Genomic DNA, 16,006 nt, shown 5'->3' with positions numbered 1-16,006 from the left:
AAATTTCGATACCCCTATTTACAAATATATATAGCAAAATCAGCCCGGGAATTTGGCGGATTCGTAAAATTTCAGTTTTTTGTCTCCAATTGGCTTTACAACCGCCTTGTTTCGTGGTAATATATACACGCAAAACTTGAATCCTTTAGGAGGTATTTCATTTTGGCAAGAAAATTCAAAACCATGGACGGCAATACCGCTGCCGCCCACGTCAGCTACGCCTTTACTGAGGTCGCTGGCATTTACCCCATCACCCCCTCCAGCCCCATGGCCGACAACGTTGACCAGTGGTCCGCTGCTGGCCGCAAGAACATCTTTGGCAACACCGTAAAGGTCGTTGAGATGCAGTCTGAGGCAGGTGCTGCCGGTACCGTTCACGGCTCTTTGGCCGCCGGTGCTCTGACCACCACCTACACTGCTTCTCAGGGCCTGCTGCTGATGATCCCCAACATGTACAAGATTGCCGGCGAACTGCTGCCCTGCGTGTTCCATGTTTCCGCACGTACCGTAGCTGCTCAGGCTCTGAACATCTTTGGCGATCACTCCGACGTTTACGCCTGCCGTCAGACCGGCTTCGCCATGCTGTGCGAGACCAACGTTCAGGAAGTTATGGACCTGGGCGCTGTGGCACACCTGGCTGCCATTGAGGGCCGCGTACCCTTCATCAACTTCTTCGATGGTTTCCGTACCTCCCATGAGATCCAGAAGATCGCCATCTGGGACTACGAGGACCTGAAGGACATGGTGGATATGGACGCCGTTGCCGCTTTCCGTGCCCACTCCCTGAACCCCGAGCGTCCCGCTATGCGTGGTTCCCACGAGAACGACGATATCTTCTTCCAGCACCGTGAGGCTTCCAACAAGTACTACAACGCCCTGCCCGCAGTGGTCGAGAAGTACATGGCCAAGGTCAACGAGAAGCTGGGCACCAACTATCAGCTGTTCAACTACTACGGCGCTCCCGATGCCGACCGCGTGATTGTGGCCATGGGCTCCATCAACGACGTGGCTGAGGAAGTTATCGACTACCTGAATGCCCATGGCGAGAAGGTCGGTCTGGTCAAGGTTCGTCTGTTCCGGCCCTTCTGCGCTGAGAAGCTGCTGGCTGCTATCCCCGCCACCGCCAAGAAGATCGCGGTTCTGGACCGTACCAAGGAGCCCGGCTCTCAGGGCGAGCCTCTGTATCAGGATGTCGTTATGGCTCTGGCTCAGGCCGGCCGTCACGATGTGACTGTGATCGGCGGCCGTTACGGTCTGGGTTCCAAGGATACCCATCCCGCTTCCGTCTTTGCCGTCTACGAAGAGCTGGCTAAGGACGCTCCCAAGCATGAGTTCACCATCGGCATCGTTGACGATGTGACCCACCTGTCCCTGGACGAGAAGGTTTCCCCCAACACCGCTGCTGAGGGCACCATCGAGTGCAAGTTCTGGGGTCTGGGCGGCGACGGCACCGTTGGCGCCAACAAGAACTCCATCAAGATCATCGGCGACCACACCGACAAGTACGTACAGGCTTACTTCCAGTACGACTCCAAGAAGACCGGCGGTGTCACCGTTTCTCACCTGCGCTTCGGCGACAAGCCCATCAAGTCCCCCTACTACATCAACAAGGCTGACTTCGTGGCCTGCCACAACCCCTCCTACATCACCAAGGGCTTCAAGATCGTCCAGGACGTCAAGCCCGGCGGCGTGTTCCTGATCAACTGCCAGTGGGATATGGCTGAGCTGGAGCATCACCTGGATGCCTCCGCAAAGCGCTACATTGCCAAGAACAACATCCAGCTGTACACCATTGATGCCATCGACCTGGCCATCAAGGTTGGCATGGGCAAGCGCACCAACACCATCCTGCAGTCCGCTTTCTTCTCCCTGGCAAAGGTTATGCCTGCTGAGGAGGCCATCAAGTACATGAAGGATGCCGCTGAGCACTCCTACGCCAAGAAGGGCATGGACGTTGTCGAGAAGAACTGGAACGCCATCGATGTGGGCGCCAACGCTTACAAGAAGATTGATGTTCCCGCTTCCTGGGCTGATGCTGAGGACAACAAGGCTGAGGCTCATCTGGAAGGCCGTGCCGACACCGTTAAGGTCGTTAAGAGCATCCTGAACCCCATCGGCAAGATGGATGGTTACAGCCTGCCTGTTTCCGCTTTCGAGGATCTGCCCGACGGTCAGTTCCCCCTGGGTGCTTCCGCTTACGAGAAGCGCGGCGTTGCCGTTACCGTTCCTCACTGGGACGAGACCAAGTGCATCCAGTGCAACAACTGTGCTTATGTCTGCCCCCACGCCACCATCCGTCCCTTCGCGCTGACTGAGGAAGAGGTCAAGGCCGCTCCCGCCGGTGCCCGTCTGGTGGACGTCAAGGCCGGCAAGGGCAAGGGCGTTTACAAGTACATGATGGCTGTTTCTCCTCTGGACTGCATGGGCTGCGGTGTCTGTGTCGGCGTTTGCCCCACTCAGGCCATCACCATGGTTCCTCAGGAGCAGGAGCTGCCTGAGCAGGAAGTCTGGAACTACATGGTTGACCACGTGTCCGAGAAGAAGGACATGCAGGACAACACCGTGAAGGGTTCTCAGTTCCACAAGCCTCTGCTGGAGTTCTCCGGTTCCTGTGCCGGCTGTGCCGAAACCTCTTACGCCCGTCTGGTGACCCAGCTGTTCGGCGATCGGATGTACATCTCCAACGCCACCGGCTGTTCCTCCATCTGGGGCGGCCCCGCTGCTACCGCTCCCTACACTGTCAATGCTGAGGGCCACGGTCCCGCATGGGCAAACTCCCTGTTCGAAGACAACGCCGAGCATGGTCTGGGTATGTACACCGCTCAGTCCGTGATCCGTGAGTCCCTGGCCAACAAGATCCGCTCCGTCATCGAGAACACCGCTGACGAGGCCCGGAAGGCTGCTTGCCAGGCTTGGCTGGATACCTACAACGACGGCAACGCCAACAAGGAAGCTACCAAGGCTCTGGTTGCCAACCTGGAAGCCAATGTTTGCTGCGACACCGTGAAGGATATCCTGTCCAAGAAGGAATATCTGTCCAAGAAGTCCGTGTGGATCTTCGGCGGTGACGGCTGGGCTTATGATATCGGCTTCGGCGGCGTTGACCATGTGCTGGCTTCCAACAAGGACGTCAATGTCTTCGTCTTCGATACCGAGGTTTACTCCAACACCGGCGGACAGGCCTCCAAGGCTTCCAACATCGGCCAGGTCGCTCAGTTCGCTGCCTCCGGTAAGGAAACCAAGAAGAAGTCCCTGGCTGAGATTGCTATGAGCTACGGCTATGTTTACGTTGCTCAGGTCGCTATGGGCGCCAACCAGGCTCAGACCCTGAAGGCCATCACTGAGGCTGAGGCCTACAATGGTCCTTCTCTGGTCATTGGTTACGCTCCCTGCGAGATGCACTCCATCAAGGGCGGCATGACCAACTGCCAGGCCGAGATGAAGAAGGCTGTCGAGTGCGGCTACTGGAACCTGTTCCGGTTCGATCCCTCCAAGGAGACCGGCAAGTTCACTCTGGACTCCAAGGCTCCTAAGGGCGGCTATCAGGAGTTCCTGATGAACGAGGCCCGCTACAGCCGTCTGACCCGTGAGTTCCCCGAGCGTGCTGCTGAGCTGTTCCCCAAGAACGAGGAAGCCGCCAAGGAGCGTTACGAGCACCTGCTGAAGCTGGTTGAGATGTACAAGGGCTAATCCCCGAGGCATTTCTCCCGCGTAAATGAAATTGCCCGCCCCTGGAAACAGGGGCGGGTTTTCTTGAAAGGAACTTTTATGATCGGTACTGTAATCGATATTGACGGCGATTATGCCGTTATCCGCTACGATGTCACCGGAACGGAGTCCCATGTGGCCCTGGCCATTCTGGGGGATGCGCAGATCGGCGATAAGGTTAAATTTGAGGATTTCTCCTACGAGCTGCTTAAGCAATAACAGAAAACGATCAGAGCTTTGTACGCTTCCCGCGTATCGAGCTCTGATCGTTTTGTTGCAGCGATTTTTTATTTTGTTAAAATGCTCTCAATCGCTTCAATTTCCTGATTTTCAAAGAGAACGTGTTCCGCCAGCAAATGCGTAACCATCAGCTTCTGCTGCAATTGGGCAGAGGGCAGATTATCGCTCAGATGTCCGCAGGAGATATAGTCTTCTTCGGAAAACAAACGGGCGAACACGGCGCTGACCGCCTCGGACATAAGCCCTCTGCGCCGCAACATTTTTTGATCTTATTCCTTTACCGTCGGGTCGTAGTTCACCAGAATGTCGTGCTCCGTCAGTGCGGAGACATCGGGAATCTCGTTGCCGTAGACGTTGACCTGCACCAGATGGAAGCAGTCAGCCAGGGCGTCTACACTGGTCAGTTTGTTGTAATCCATGTAGATGTAGGAGATATCCGCCATCTTCGCAATGCTGTCAATGGATTCCAGCGCGTTATAGGAGCCGTCAATGACCTGCATGGCGCTGTTGGCGCCGAAGTCCGGCAGGGAAGATACGCTGTTGTAAGAGAAGTCCAGACGTTCCAGGGTACTCATTCCGGACAGAGCATCGATACTGTTCAGCTGGTTGTTGGAAACGGTCAGTGTTTTCAGGCTTGCGCAGCCGGACAGGCCGGAGATATCGGTCAGACTGTTGTAGTCAAGGTTCAGCTCGGCCAGCATGGGCAGGGAAGCAGCGGCGCTTACATCGCCAATCTGATTGTTGGCTGCGTTCAGCTTGGTCAGCCGTACATTGCCGGTCAGAGGAGCGATGCTTGTCAGCGCGTTGTAAGAGACATCCAATACGGTCAGCTCAGGCAGTCCGCCAACGACTGTCAGATTTGCAACGGCGTTGTGCTGCAGATACAGTTCAGACAGCGCGGACATATTGGAAAGGGGCTCCAGATTCCGGATGGTATTGTTGCTGATGTCCAGAATCTCCATAGATTCGGCATTCTCCAGACCGGAAAGGGTGCTGAGGGAGCAGTTGGAAAGGTTCAGTTCCTTCAGATGGGGCAGGGAAGCGATGGTTTTCAGACCGTCCGCCGGGAAACGGCAGCTGGAGAGATCCAGTTTTTTCAGATGGTTCAGTCCGGCAAAATCCTGCAGATTGCTCATGTTCCGGCCGTTGACCGTCAGATTTTCCAGATAAGTCAGGTAAATCAGGTCCTCCAGAGTCATGGCATCGGAGGGTACCTCCAACTCTGTAATCTGCCACAGATCGTTGGTGTAGAGAACGTGAGACTGATCGTACCCGAGAGCTGCTCGGATTGCTTGCTCCATGGACGCGTCCATAAAGATGACCGGTTCAATAACGCCGCCGATGGTATAGCCCAGAATGGTCACAGGGCTCACCAGGCCGTTGTCCGCGACACTGACGGCGTAAACCTGACTTTCTCCCAAGGGCAGCTCAATGGGGGCGGAATAGGGTTCGTCCGCAATAGAGGGGTAATCGCCGTCTGTAGTGTAATAAAGTGTGGTGCCTTCCGAGGAGGACAGGGTCACGGAGATATACTGGCTGTAGTACCCGGATGGGTAGTCAGCCTGGGGCGCCGCAGGCCGCATGGCTTCCAACTCCGCCTTAATGGAGGCATTGGGAATGTTGGCCAGCATGGATACGGCGTCCAGAATCTTATCCTGCTCCACATAGGTCTTGCACAGGGCGATATACAATTCCTTGGTGGCCCCATCCCGGATGGCTTTGGAGAGTGTAACCTCCGCTTTTGTATAGTTGCCGGAGGCCTTGTACTGGTTGGCAAGCTCAATGGCTACGTTCTCGTCCTGACCGGAAAAGCCATAGGCAAGGTTGTAGAACCAGGAGGAAAGGCTGGTGTTTCCCTTCAGATCGTTATCACGGGCCTGCTGCAGCAGCAGATCCCGGGTAAAGGCGCGGTCATAGACAAACAGGTACCAGCCAATGCTGGCAATGACCAGAACGATCATCAGCAGCGGCACCAGAAAATGAATCAACTTTTTCATTATAAAAGCTCCAATCTAAGGGATTGTTCCGTCAATTATACAATATTTCGAGAAACCTGTCAAGTATGCCGCATTTTGGGGCAAAGGCCTTACTTTTGCTGGTTCTTCGCCTGCTTCATGCTCAGGCTGATGCGGTGGCGCTTTTCGTCTACGCTCAGGACTACCACATCTACAACGTCGCCCACCTGAACCGCTTCACTGGGGTGCTTCAGACGGCGATTACATACCTCGGAGATGTGCACAAGACCGTCCTGATGGACGCCGATATCCACAAATACGCCGAAATCAATGACGTTCCGCACAGTGCCGGTCAACACCATGCCTGGCTTCAGGTCCTTCATTTCCAGCACATCCTTGCGCAGAATGGGCTTGGGCAACTCATCCCGGGGATCCCGGCCGGGCTTTGCCAGTTCTTTGGCGATATCCGCCAGAGTAGGCTCCCCAACGCCGCAGTTCTCGGCGGCTTTTTTCAGGCCGTAGTTCTCCAACAGCTTTGGCAGCTGCGTCCGGTCATCACTGGGGAGCAGCTTCAAAAGTGCCTTGGCGGCGGGGTAGGATTCCGGGTGAACGCCGGTATTGTCCAGAACCTCCTTGCTCTCGGGAATCCGCAGGAAGCCAGCGCACTGCTCAAAGGCCTTGGGGCCGAGCTTGGGAACTTTCTTCAGCTGGCTGCGGGAAGTGAAGGGGCCGTTTTCCTCCCGATAGGCTACGATGTTTTTCGCGGTAGCTGCCGTCAGGCCGGAGACCTGCTGCAGAAGGCTGCGGGAGGCCGTATTGGCGTCCACGCCTACAGCGTTGACGCAGTCCTCTACCACAGCGCCCAGAGCTTCGTCCAGCTCCTTCTGGGGGCAATCGTGCTGATACTGCCCTACGCCGATGGCTTTGGGATCGATCTTTACCAGCTCTGCCAGAGGATCCTGGAGCCGCCGGGCTATGGATACGGCAGAACGCAGATTCACGTCATATTCCGGGAATTCCTCGGCGGCCAAAGGGGAGGCGGAGTACACGGAAGCGCCTGCCTCGTTGACGATCATATAGCTGGCTTCCGGGAAGGACCGCAGCAGCTCTACGGTCATGGCTTCCGTCTCCCGGGAGGCGGTTCCGTTGCCGATGGCAATGTGTTTTACCTCATGCTTCCGCATGAGCTGGGACAGGGTAGAGATGGCCTCCTGCTTTTTTCGCTCGGAGAAGGTGGGGTAGACCACGGCGGTATCCAGCACCTTGCCTGTGGGGTCGATGACGGCCACCTTACAGCCGTTCCGGTATCCGGGGTCCAGGCCCATGGTCACAAAGCCCTTTACAGGGGGCTGCATCAGCAGCGGCTTCAGATTCAGGGCAAAGTTGGCAATGGCCCCCTGACTGGCCCGGTCTGTCAGCTCATTTCGGATTTCCCGCTGTACGGAGGGGAAGATCAGCCGGTCAAAAGCGTCCTCTGCCGCGGCCTTGACCAGCTGGGATACCTGCATGGTGGGCTTCAACGCGGCACGGCACACCAGAGCGGGACCTTCGTTTCCGGGCAGCGTAATGCTGACCTTCAGAATGCCCTCTTTTTCGCCCCGGTTGATGGCCAGAATCTGGTGATCCAGAAGACGGGCGATGCTCTGGTTAAAGTCATAATAGAGTTTATAGACCGTATCTGCCTCGGGATCGTCTGCCTTGCTTACGAGACTACCCCGGCGGGCGATCAGACCGCGCAGATTTTTGCGAATCTCCGCATCATCGGAAAGGTTTTCGGCGATGATATCGCAGGCTCCCGCAATGGCATCCTCTACAGAGGCGACGCCCTTTTCCTCGTCCAGAAAGGTCTTTGCCAGGGCTTCGATATCCTGCCCATCCTGGGCAAAAATAGCCTGGGCCAAAGGATACAGTCCCTTTTCCCGGGCAATGGAGCCACGGGTGCGGCGCTTTTGCTTGTAGGGGCGGTACAGGTCTTCCACTTCCGTCATAGTCGCCGCGTTGTCAATTGCGGCCGACAGTTCTTCCGTCAATTTGCCCTGGTTTTCAATGGATTTTTTGACCTCGTCCCGGCGCTGCTGCAGATTGCGCAGATAAGTGAGTCTGGTCTCCAGATTACGCAGGGTGGTGTCGTCCATGGCGCCGTGCATTTCCTTCCGGTAGCGGGCGATAAACGGAATGGTATTGCCCTCATCAATGAGGTTTACCACATTTTCAATATACTGCTGCTTCTGGCCCAGCTCCCGGGCCAAAATCTCTACAATGGACTGCATGGGTATTCTCCTTTTCGCAAAATCGTATCCATTCTATCACAAATTATTGAAAATGCAAAGAAGAAATGGGGGAAGCCTTGCAAATTTCCAAAAAGAATGATAGAATACCTCTGATTATGAAAAAGGAATGAACGTTTATGGAAGAAAGCAATATTACATTTGAAAGTCTCGGCCTGTCGGAAGCCATGCTGAAGGCTCTGGAAAAGAAGGGCTATGGCTATCCCACCACCATCCAGGCGGAGGCGATTCCTTATTTCCTGCAATGGCGGGATGTGATTGCCAAGGCTCCTACGGGCACCGGCAAGACTTTTGCCTTTGGCATCCCCATGATCGAGCACATAGATGCCGAGTGCGAGGATGTGCAGGGGTTGATTCTGGCACCCACCCGGGAGCTGGCCATCCAGATTGGCGATGAGCTGCGGGGGCTGCTGACTTATTTCCACAATATCCGGGTAGCCGTACTCTATGGCGGCGCGGGCATCGGCAGCCAGATTAAGGCTCTGGAAAAGAAGCCCCAGATCGTTGTGGCGACCCCCGGCCGCCTGATGGACCACTACAACCGAAAGACCATTCGTCTGGATAAAATCCAGACCGTTGTTCTGGATGAGGCTGACCGGATGCTGGACATGGGCTTTTTCAAGGATGTGACCCGCATCATTGAGAAGGTCAGGAATCGGAAGAATCTGGGCCTGTTCTCCGCCACCATTTCTCAGGAGGTCATGACCGTCTCCTGGATGTACCAGCGGGACGAGGTGGAGATCACCGTGGAGCCCAAGCAGGAGGACCGGCCGGATATCGACCAGTACAGCCTGACCTGCACGCCTCTTGAAAAGGCGGCTACCACTCTGCGGCTCATCAGGAGCCAGGGCTATGAGCGGGTTATGATTTTCTGCAACACCAAGCATATGTGCCAGCGGCTGTGTGACGATTTCCAGCGGGCAGGTCTGGATTGCGAGTGTCTCCACGGCGATATCCGCCAGCAGCAGCGGGAGAAGACCATGCAGCGCTATCGCAGCGGCAAGCTGCCTGTGCTGGTGGCTACGGACGTGGCCTCCCGGGGCATTGATGTGGACGATGTGGATTGCGTTATCAATTTCGACGTGCCGGAAGAGAACGAATACTATGTCCACCGCATCGGGCGGACCGGCCGGGCCAAGCGGAAGGGCATTGCCTGGAGCATCATCGGCAACTTCCCGGAAAAGGCCAAGCTGGACGAGATCGCGAAGTACTCCAACTATACCATTCAGCCCATGCTTCTGTCTGAGGACGGCGTTCTGACCAAGGAAGAGGTCAAAGCGCCCCCCGCACCAAAGCGGAGATTCCGCTGATGGAAAATTACGGCTTTCTGCTGCTGACCAGCCATCTGGGCAATCCGGAGCGGAAGCCCCTTACCCCGGCCCAGCTGCGGACTCTTTCGCAACGGGTTTTGAGCCATGGGGCTTTTGAACCCGGGGAACTTACGGAAAAAGAGCTGCACACCCTTGGCTGCGGCAATGCGCTCTCTTCACAGATATTGGGACTGCTGGCCGATACGGAGCTGCTGGAACGGTATTTGCAAAAGGCAAAAATTCGAAAGTGCATTCCCATCCAGCGGACGGACGCGCGCTACCCGGTATCCGTCCGGAAAAAGCTGGGGCTGGACAGCCCCGGCTGCCTGTGGGCCAAGGGGGACCTGTCTCTGCTGGATAAGCCGAAGATATCCGTCGTGGGCAGCAGAAAGCCAAAGCCGGAAAGCCGGACATTCGCCTACGAGGCAGGCCGGCAGGCGGCGAGGCAGGGCTTTGTACTGGTTTCCGGCAACGCGGCAGGCGCCGATCAGGCCGCCCAGCAGGGATGCCTGGATGCCGGGGGGCAGGTAATCAGCGTGGTGCCGGATGCTCTGCACAGCTATCTGAAAACCCAAAACGTGCTCTACCTCAGCGAGGAAGACTATGACGCGCCTTTCTCGTCCCAGCGGGCACTGCGGCGCAACCGGGTGATTCACACCCTGGGACAGCTGGTTCTGGCAGTCCAGAGCCGGGCAGGGATAGGCGGCACCTGGAGCGGCACGGCGCAGAATCTGCAAAGCCGCTGGACTCCTGTCTGCGTATTCCATGACGGCAGCGAGGGGGAAGCCGCCCTGCGGGGCCTGGGCGCGGAGGCAGTCGGAGTGGAAGCCCTGCGGAATCTGTCCGCTCTTTGCCTGCGGGAGCCGGACCTATTCGAAATCTGATATTTTCCGCAGCGGATTCGCTGCGGGATTTTGTCGAAAATTGGAAATGTTCTGTGAATTTTGTGCTTACTCTGGATTTTTAATTGACTTCGTGCTATACTAATAAGGTATGCGTAAAGCAAGGACGGTAAAAGCTGTCCTTGGGAAATTCTTTTGGAAGGTGTTATTTATGACAAAGGTTGATATTTATTCCGGCTTCCTGGGCGCAGGTAAAACCACGCTGATCAAGAAAATGATTGCGGAAGGCTACAAGGGACAGAAGCTGGTGCTGATTGAGAATGAATTTGGCGAGATCGGCATTGACGGCGGCTTTTTGCAGGACGCCGGCATCAACATTACGGAGATGAATTCCGGCTGCATCTGCTGCTCTCTGGTGGGCGACTTTGGCAAGGCTCTGACGAAGGTCATTAACGAGTACCACCCCGACCGGATTATCATCGAACCCTCCGGCGTGGGCAAGCTGTCCGACGTAATCGGCGCTGTGAACAAGGTCACCGGCCCTGACGTAACTCTGGGCTACACCGTTGCCGTTGTGGACGCCGGAAAAGTCAAGGTCTACACCAAGAACTTCGGCGAGTTCTACAACAACCAGGTGGAGACTGCTTCCACCATCATCCTGTCCCGTACCGATTCTATCCCCCAGGCCAAGCTGGATGCCGCCGTGGAAATTCTGCGGCAGCACAACTCTGTGGCCACCGTTATCACCACACCCTGGGGCGAGCTGACCGGCGAACAGCTGATTTCTGCCATGGAGGGCAAAGCATCCCTTGCCGCTGAACTGGCCCGGCTGGAATCCGAGCGCCTGGAAGCTGAGGAAGATGCGCATGAGCACCATCATCACCACCATGACGACGAGGATGACGAGGATGCGCATCATCATCACCATGATGACGATGACGACGAGGATGCGCACGAGCATCACCACCATCATCACGACGATGACGATCACTGCTGCTGCCACGATCATGACCATGAGGAGCATGAGCACCACCATGACCACGACCACGAGGAGCATGCGCATCATCATCACGACCATGAGCATGATGAGAACTGCACCTGCGGCTGCCATGACCACCATCATCACCACCATCATGCCGACGAGGTCTTCACCTCCTGGGGCACTGAGACTGCCCGGAAGTTTGAGAAGCAGACCGTTGAGAATGCTTTGAAGGCTCTGGATTCCGGCGACTACGGCGCGATCCTTCGGGCCAAGGGCATCCTGCCCGCCGTGGACGGCACTTGGATTCACTTCGACTATGTGCCTGAGGAGCACAATGTCCGCTCCGGCAGCGCCGACGTCACCGGCAAGCTCTGTGTCATCGGCTCCAAGCTGGACGAAAAGGGCATTGCCGAGCTGTTTGGGGTGTAAGCCATGGTCATGCAGCAAATCCCTGTCTATGCTTTTACGGGCTTTCTGGATTCCGGAAAAACCAAGTTCATCCAGGAGACTCTGGAGGACCCCCGGTTCAACGCCGGAGAGCGGACGCTGGTTCTGATCTTTGAGGAAGGGGAGGAGGAGTACGACCTCTCCACCTATCCCAAGAAGAACGTCTATCTGGAGGTTCTGGACCAGCAGACCGTGACCACCGAGGAGCTGAAAGCCCTGCAAAAGAAATACAAGGCCGAGCGCGTGGTGGCCGAGCTCAACGGCATGCAGCAGGTGGGCGACCTCTATATGCGTTTCCCCGACAACTGGGCCATTGCCCAGGAGGTCATGTTTGCCGACGCCACTACCTTTATGACCTACAATGCCAATATGCGCAATCTGGTCATGGACAAGCTCATGGGGGCGCAGATGGTTGTTTTCAACCGCATGACGCCCGGTCAGGATGTCATGCCCTTCCACAAGCTGGCCAGAGCTGCCAATCGCCGCATTGATATTCTCTATGACTATACCGACGGCACCACGAAGTTCGATGAGATCGAAGACCCGCTGCCCTTTGACATCAACGCGCCTGTAATTGAGGTCAAAGACGAGGATTATGCCCTCTGGTACCGGGATGTTTCCGAGGAGCCGGAGAAGTACGATGGGAAAACCGTTCACTTCAAGGGCCAGGTGGCCATGCTCCGCCGGGATAAGAACGGTATGTTTGCCCCGGGGCGGTTTGTCATGACCTGCTGCGTGGAGGACATCCAGTTCTGCGGCATTCCCTGCCGGTATACGGGAGCCGGAAGTCTGGAGTCCCGCTCCTGGGTCTGGGTCACCGCCAAAATCAGCGCGGAGAAGCATCCTCTGTACAAGGGAGACATCGGCCCTGTGCTGACCGCTATCTCTGTGGAAACCGGCGCGGAAGCCGCCGACCCGGATGTGGCAACGTTTTAACATTCTAAGAGGAGCGGCCCGAAGACCGCTCCTCAAAGCGTTTTGGAAAGGAGGTAGCCTATGTACCAACCCCTGGCCGACCTTTTGCGGCCCGAAACCCTGGATGACGTGGTAGGGCAGGAACATATTCTGGGTAAGGGCGCTGTGCTGCGTCGCCTGATTGAATCCGGGAAGATCCCCAATATGGTCTTCTACGGCCCCAGCGGCACGGGAAAAACCACCGTTGCCAATATCATCGCCAAGCAGACCAACCGGACCCTCTATAAGCTCAACGCCACAACCGCCTCCACGGCGGATATCCGGGAGATCACCGCCCAGCTGGATACCTTCATGGCTCCCAACGGCGTACTGCTTTATCTGGACGAGATCCAGTCCTTCAACAAAAAACAGCAGCAGTCCCTTTTGGAGTACATCGAAAACGGCAAAATCACCCTGATTGCATCCACCACGGAGAACCCCTATTTTTATGTGTTCAATGCTATTTTAAGCCGCTCCACGGTGTTTGAGTTCAAGCAGATTACCAGAGAAGCGGCGAGAAAGGCAGTGGACAGGGCGGTAGCCTTTATGGAAAAGCGTACCGGCCTGACGGCTCAGCCGGAAGATGGGGTCCTTGACTACATTGCCGGGGCCAGCGGCGGCGATTTGCGCAAATCCATGAACGCCATTGAGGTTCTGTTTTCCGCGGCGGTGCCGCAGGGAAACAAGCTGCCTCTGACTATGGCGGACGCCACCGCCGTGACGCAGAAAAGCGCCATGCGGGCCGACCGGGACGGGGATAATCACTACGATCTGCTGTCTGCCCTGCAAAAATCCATCCGGGGTTCTGACCCGGACGCGGCCTGCCACTATCTGGCGCGCCTTCTGGAGGCAGGACAGATGCAGTCCGCCTGCCGCCGGCTTATGGTTACTGCCGCGGAGGATGTGGGCCTTGCTTACCCTCAGATCATTCCCATTGTCAAGTCCTGCGTGGATATGGCCCTGATGCTGGGAATGCCGGAAGCAAGAATCCCCCTGGGGGATGCCGCCGTACTGATGGCAACTTCACCCAAGTCTAATTCCGGCCATCTGGCTTTGGATGCCGCTCTGGCGGATGTGCAGAAGGGAAAGGCGGGACCTTTTCCGCGGCATTTGCAGAATGTCCATGCCGATACCTTCACCCAGGAGCGCAGCCAGGGCTATCTTTATCCCCACGACTACCCCAACCATTGGGTGGCCCAGCAATATCTTCCCGATGAGCTGGTGGGGACGCATTATTATGAGTATGGCCCGAATAAGCTGGAACAGGCGGCAAAGCACTACTGGGAAGCCGTCAAGAAGGAGGTCTGACCATGGATATTCGTGTCGGAGACGTTCTGACGATGAAAAAGGCCCATCCCTGCGGAGAAAAACGCTGGCAGGTTCTGCGCACTGGGGCGGATTTCCGCCTGAAATGTCTGGGCTGCGGCCATGAGCTGATGACGCCCCGCTTCAAAGCGGAGAAGAACATCCGCAGTGTGGAGCGGAAGACAGAAGAATAGTTTCGAGGCGCTGCGATTCGCGGCGCCCTTTTCATACCCTTGAGAACGGTGGGCTTTTGCGGTCTCTCCGGAACAATGCCCGAAAGCGGGGGAGACTTTGCGGAACTTGCGCCGGACAGCCTACGCTGCTGCGACGGCATTCTTGTCCCCCGGAGGGCTATACTGACCCCAGGCAGCAGGGAAGGAGGGCCGCAATGTACTGGGATCTGACTGTACTTTTCAATTTTCTGGTAGATTATCTGCTTTTGTATGCCTCCGCAAGGCTCTCCGGCAACGCGGCGCGGCAGGGATTCCTGCTGGGGGCAGCGGCGCTGGGCGGAGTTTATGCCGGAGCATGCCTGTTTCCGGGATTCACCTTTCTTGGAGGAACGCTGTGGAGACTGGTATTCCTGGGGCTGATGGCGCTTATAGCCTTCGGCCCGCGAAGAAGCGCCTGGCAGCAGGGCGGGCTGTTCCTTCTGCTGAGCCTTTCGCTTGGGGGCATGGCCCAGCTGGCAGCGCAGAATAGTCCCGGCAGGCTTCTGCTCTGCGCGGGACTGCTGTGGGCGTCCTGCACCTTCCTTCTGCGGGGCCGGGCGGGGTGCGGACAGTTTGTTCCGTTGGAGATATCCAGAAACGGCGCGACCGTCCATCTGACAGCCCTCCGTGACACAGGAAACACACTGACGGACCCCATTACCGGAGAACGGGTTCTGGTCATCGACCGGGACGCCAGCCGCGCCCTGACAGGGCTGACGCCGGAACAGTTGGAAAAGCCCATGGAGGCACTGACAGAAAGACGTATTCCGGGCCTGCGGCTGATTCCATATCGCGGCGTGGGACAGGCAGAGGGGTTTTTGCTGGGTATGAAGGTTACAGATGTAATTCTGGGCGGCAAACGGCGGCCAAGCGTGGTGGCCTTTGCGCCCAATTCGGTAGGCGGCACGGCATATCAGGCTCTGATAGGAGGCAGCGTATGAATTTTCTCCGGAAAATCGCAAGGCTTTTCACCCGGCAGGATCAGGTTCTCTATTACATCGGCGGCAGCGATGTGCTGCCCGCCCCGCTGAAGGGGGAGGACGAGCGCGATGCCATTGAAGCACTGGCTCGGGGCGAGGAAAGCGCCCGGCAGACTCTGGTGGAACATAATCTGCGGCTTGTGGTTTACATCGCCCGGCGGTTTGAGAATACCGGTACGAATCTGGAGGATTTAATCTCCATCGGTACCATCGGGCTTATGAAGGCTATCGGGACCTACCGGGCAGACCGGAATATCAAGCTGGCTACCTATGCCTCCCGCTGCATTGAGAACGAGATACTCATGCACATCCGGAAGATATCCAATCAGAAGGCGGAAGTTTCTCTGGATGAACCCATCAATCAGGACGGGGATGGCAACGAGCTGCTTCTGTCGGACATTCTGGGCACCGGGGAGGATGAGATCTTCGCATCTCTGGAGGCTGACGCGGACATGGGAGCTCTGCGGCATGCCCTCACGGAGCTGAACGACCGGGAACGGCAGCTTATCGGCATGCGCTTCGGCTTGAATGGCCAGAAGGAGCTTACCCAGAAGGAGATCGCCCAACTCCTGGGCATCTCCCAATCCTACATTTCCCGGCTGGAAAAGCGAATCCTTGGCAAGCTGCGCCGGGAATTCCAGAAGCAGATGAGCTGCGCCTGACGCGGCAGATGAATCGAAAAAAATACTTATAAATGTATCGATAAATTTAATAGGATTTGCTCCTTGCAAAATACTGCCTGAGATGGTATAATCGATAAAAAATTATATCGATAAAAAAGGA

At 56.5% G+C, this 16,006-nt stretch carries 13 protein-coding genes; 10 read left to right on the top strand and 3 right to left on the bottom strand.

The window, feature by feature from the left end:
• The first annotated feature begins 162 nt into the window (after positions 1 to 162).
• Positions 163 to 3,690, top strand: coding sequence for a pyruvate:ferredoxin (flavodoxin) oxidoreductase (gene nifJ, locus KQI10_RS02520; RefSeq protein ID WP_216565832.1), 3,528 nt, complete (start codon positions 163 to 165; stop codon positions 3,688 to 3,690).
• A 78-nt stretch (positions 3,691 to 3,768) separates the two neighbouring features.
• Entirely contained in the window at positions 3,769 to 3,927 is a 159-nt protein-coding gene (locus KQI10_RS02515; protein ID WP_216565831.1) for a hypothetical protein, read from the top strand.
• Positions 3,928 to 3,995: 68 nt separating this feature from the next.
• Here KQI10_RS02515 and KQI10_RS02510 read toward each other — a convergent pair whose 3' ends face one another.
• From KQI10_RS02510 to KQI10_RS02500, 3 genes are all read right to left on the bottom strand, one after another.
• Complete coding sequence (locus tag KQI10_RS02510) at positions 3,996 to 4,208, bottom strand: GNAT family N-acetyltransferase (protein ID WP_216565830.1); 213 nt, start codon at positions 4,206 to 4,208, stop codon at positions 3,996 to 3,998.
• A 9-nt stretch (positions 4,209 to 4,217) separates the two neighbouring features.
• Positions 4,218 to 5,945, bottom strand: coding sequence for a leucine-rich repeat domain-containing protein (locus KQI10_RS02505; protein WP_216565829.1), 1,728 nt, complete (start codon positions 5,943 to 5,945; stop codon positions 4,218 to 4,220).
• Between the two features lie 89 nt (positions 5,946 to 6,034).
• Positions 6,035 to 8,173, bottom strand: a complete 2,139-nt coding sequence (locus KQI10_RS02500; RefSeq protein ID WP_216565828.1) for a Tex family protein — start codon at positions 8,171 to 8,173, stop codon at positions 6,035 to 6,037.
• A 137-nt stretch (positions 8,174 to 8,310) separates the two neighbouring features.
• Here KQI10_RS02500 and KQI10_RS02495 point away from each other — a divergent pair, with 137 nt between their 5' ends.
• From KQI10_RS02495 to sigE, 8 genes are all read left to right on the top strand, one after another.
• Positions 8,311 to 9,501 (top strand): DEAD/DEAH box helicase, encoded by a 1,191-nt coding sequence (locus KQI10_RS02495; RefSeq protein ID WP_216565827.1) that lies wholly within the window; start codon positions 8,311 to 8,313, stop codon positions 9,499 to 9,501.
• A complete protein-coding gene (locus KQI10_RS02490; RefSeq protein ID WP_216565826.1) occupies positions 9,501 to 10,385 on the top strand; it encodes a DNA-processing protein DprA in 885 nt (294 codons plus the stop codon). Before KQI10_RS02495 ends, KQI10_RS02490 begins: the two co-directional genes overlap by 1 nt.
• A gap of 169 nt (positions 10,386 to 10,554) precedes the next feature.
• On the top strand, positions 10,555 to 11,754 hold the full coding sequence (locus KQI10_RS02485) for a CobW family GTP-binding protein (protein ID WP_216565825.1): 1,200 nt from the start codon (positions 10,555 to 10,557) through the stop codon (positions 11,752 to 11,754).
• Between the two features lie 3 nt (positions 11,755 to 11,757).
• A complete protein-coding gene (locus KQI10_RS02480; protein ID WP_253285074.1) occupies positions 11,758 to 12,708 on the top strand; it encodes a GTP-binding protein in 951 nt (316 codons plus the stop codon).
• A gap of 60 nt (positions 12,709 to 12,768) precedes the next feature.
• Positions 12,769 to 14,034: a replication-associated recombination protein A gene (locus KQI10_RS02475; protein WP_216565824.1), complete on the top strand. Its 1,266-nt coding sequence runs from the start codon at positions 12,769 to 12,771 to the stop codon at positions 14,032 to 14,034.
• 2 nt (positions 14,035 to 14,036) lie between these two features.
• Positions 14,037 to 14,225, top strand: a complete 189-nt coding sequence (locus KQI10_RS02470; protein ID WP_216565823.1) for a DUF951 domain-containing protein — start codon at positions 14,037 to 14,039, stop codon at positions 14,223 to 14,225.
• A 194-nt stretch (positions 14,226 to 14,419) separates the two neighbouring features.
• Complete coding sequence (locus tag KQI10_RS02465) at positions 14,420 to 15,184, top strand: sigma-E processing peptidase SpoIIGA (RefSeq protein WP_216565822.1); 765 nt, start codon at positions 14,420 to 14,422, stop codon at positions 15,182 to 15,184.
• Positions 15,181 to 15,885: an RNA polymerase sporulation sigma factor SigE gene (sigE, locus tag KQI10_RS02460; RefSeq protein WP_216565821.1), complete on the top strand. Its 705-nt coding sequence runs from the start codon at positions 15,181 to 15,183 to the stop codon at positions 15,883 to 15,885. The genes KQI10_RS02465 and sigE overlap by 4 nt, the downstream gene beginning before the upstream one ends.
• Positions 15,886 to 16,006 lie beyond the last annotated feature (121 nt).

Origin of the sequence: Pseudoflavonifractor sp. MSJ-30 (genome assembly GCF_018918045.1) — a bacterium.
Lineage (GTDB): Bacteria > Bacillota > Clostridia > Oscillospirales > Oscillospiraceae > Faecousia.
Note: the sequence above shows the minus strand (reverse complement) of the source record. Positions and strands in the feature narration are given on the sequence as shown.

Excerpts from the sequence above, each read along its gene's own strand:
- KQI10_RS02515 (WP_216565831.1), top strand. The coding sequence starts at position 3,769 with ATGATCGGTACTGTAATCGATATTGACGGCGATTATGCCGTTATCCGC.
- KQI10_RS02510 (WP_216565830.1), bottom strand. The coding sequence starts at position 4,208 with ATGTTGCGGCGCAGAGGGCTTATGTCCGAGGCGGTCAGCGCCGTGTTC.
- KQI10_RS02505 (WP_216565829.1), bottom strand. The coding sequence starts at position 5,945 with ATGAAAAAGTTGATTCATTTTCTGGTGCCGCTGCTGATGATCGTTCTG.
- KQI10_RS02500 (WP_216565828.1), bottom strand. The coding sequence starts at position 8,173 with ATGCAGTCCATTGTAGAGATTTTGGCCCGGGAGCTGGGCCAGAAGCAG.
- KQI10_RS02495 (WP_216565827.1), top strand. The coding sequence starts at position 8,311 with ATGGAAGAAAGCAATATTACATTTGAAAGTCTCGGCCTGTCGGAAGCC.
- KQI10_RS02490 (WP_216565826.1), top strand. The coding sequence starts at position 9,501 with ATGGAAAATTACGGCTTTCTGCTGCTGACCAGCCATCTGGGCAATCCG.
- KQI10_RS02485 (WP_216565825.1), top strand. The coding sequence starts at position 10,555 with ATGACAAAGGTTGATATTTATTCCGGCTTCCTGGGCGCAGGTAAAACC.
- KQI10_RS02480 (WP_253285074.1), top strand. The coding sequence starts at position 11,758 with ATGGTCATGCAGCAAATCCCTGTCTATGCTTTTACGGGCTTTCTGGAT.
- KQI10_RS02475 (WP_216565824.1), top strand. The coding sequence starts at position 12,769 with ATGTACCAACCCCTGGCCGACCTTTTGCGGCCCGAAACCCTGGATGAC.
- KQI10_RS02470 (WP_216565823.1), top strand. The coding sequence starts at position 14,037 with ATGGATATTCGTGTCGGAGACGTTCTGACGATGAAAAAGGCCCATCCC.
- KQI10_RS02465 (WP_216565822.1), top strand. The coding sequence starts at position 14,420 with ATGTACTGGGATCTGACTGTACTTTTCAATTTTCTGGTAGATTATCTG.
- sigE (WP_216565821.1), top strand. The coding sequence starts at position 15,181 with ATGAATTTTCTCCGGAAAATCGCAAGGCTTTTCACCCGGCAGGATCAG.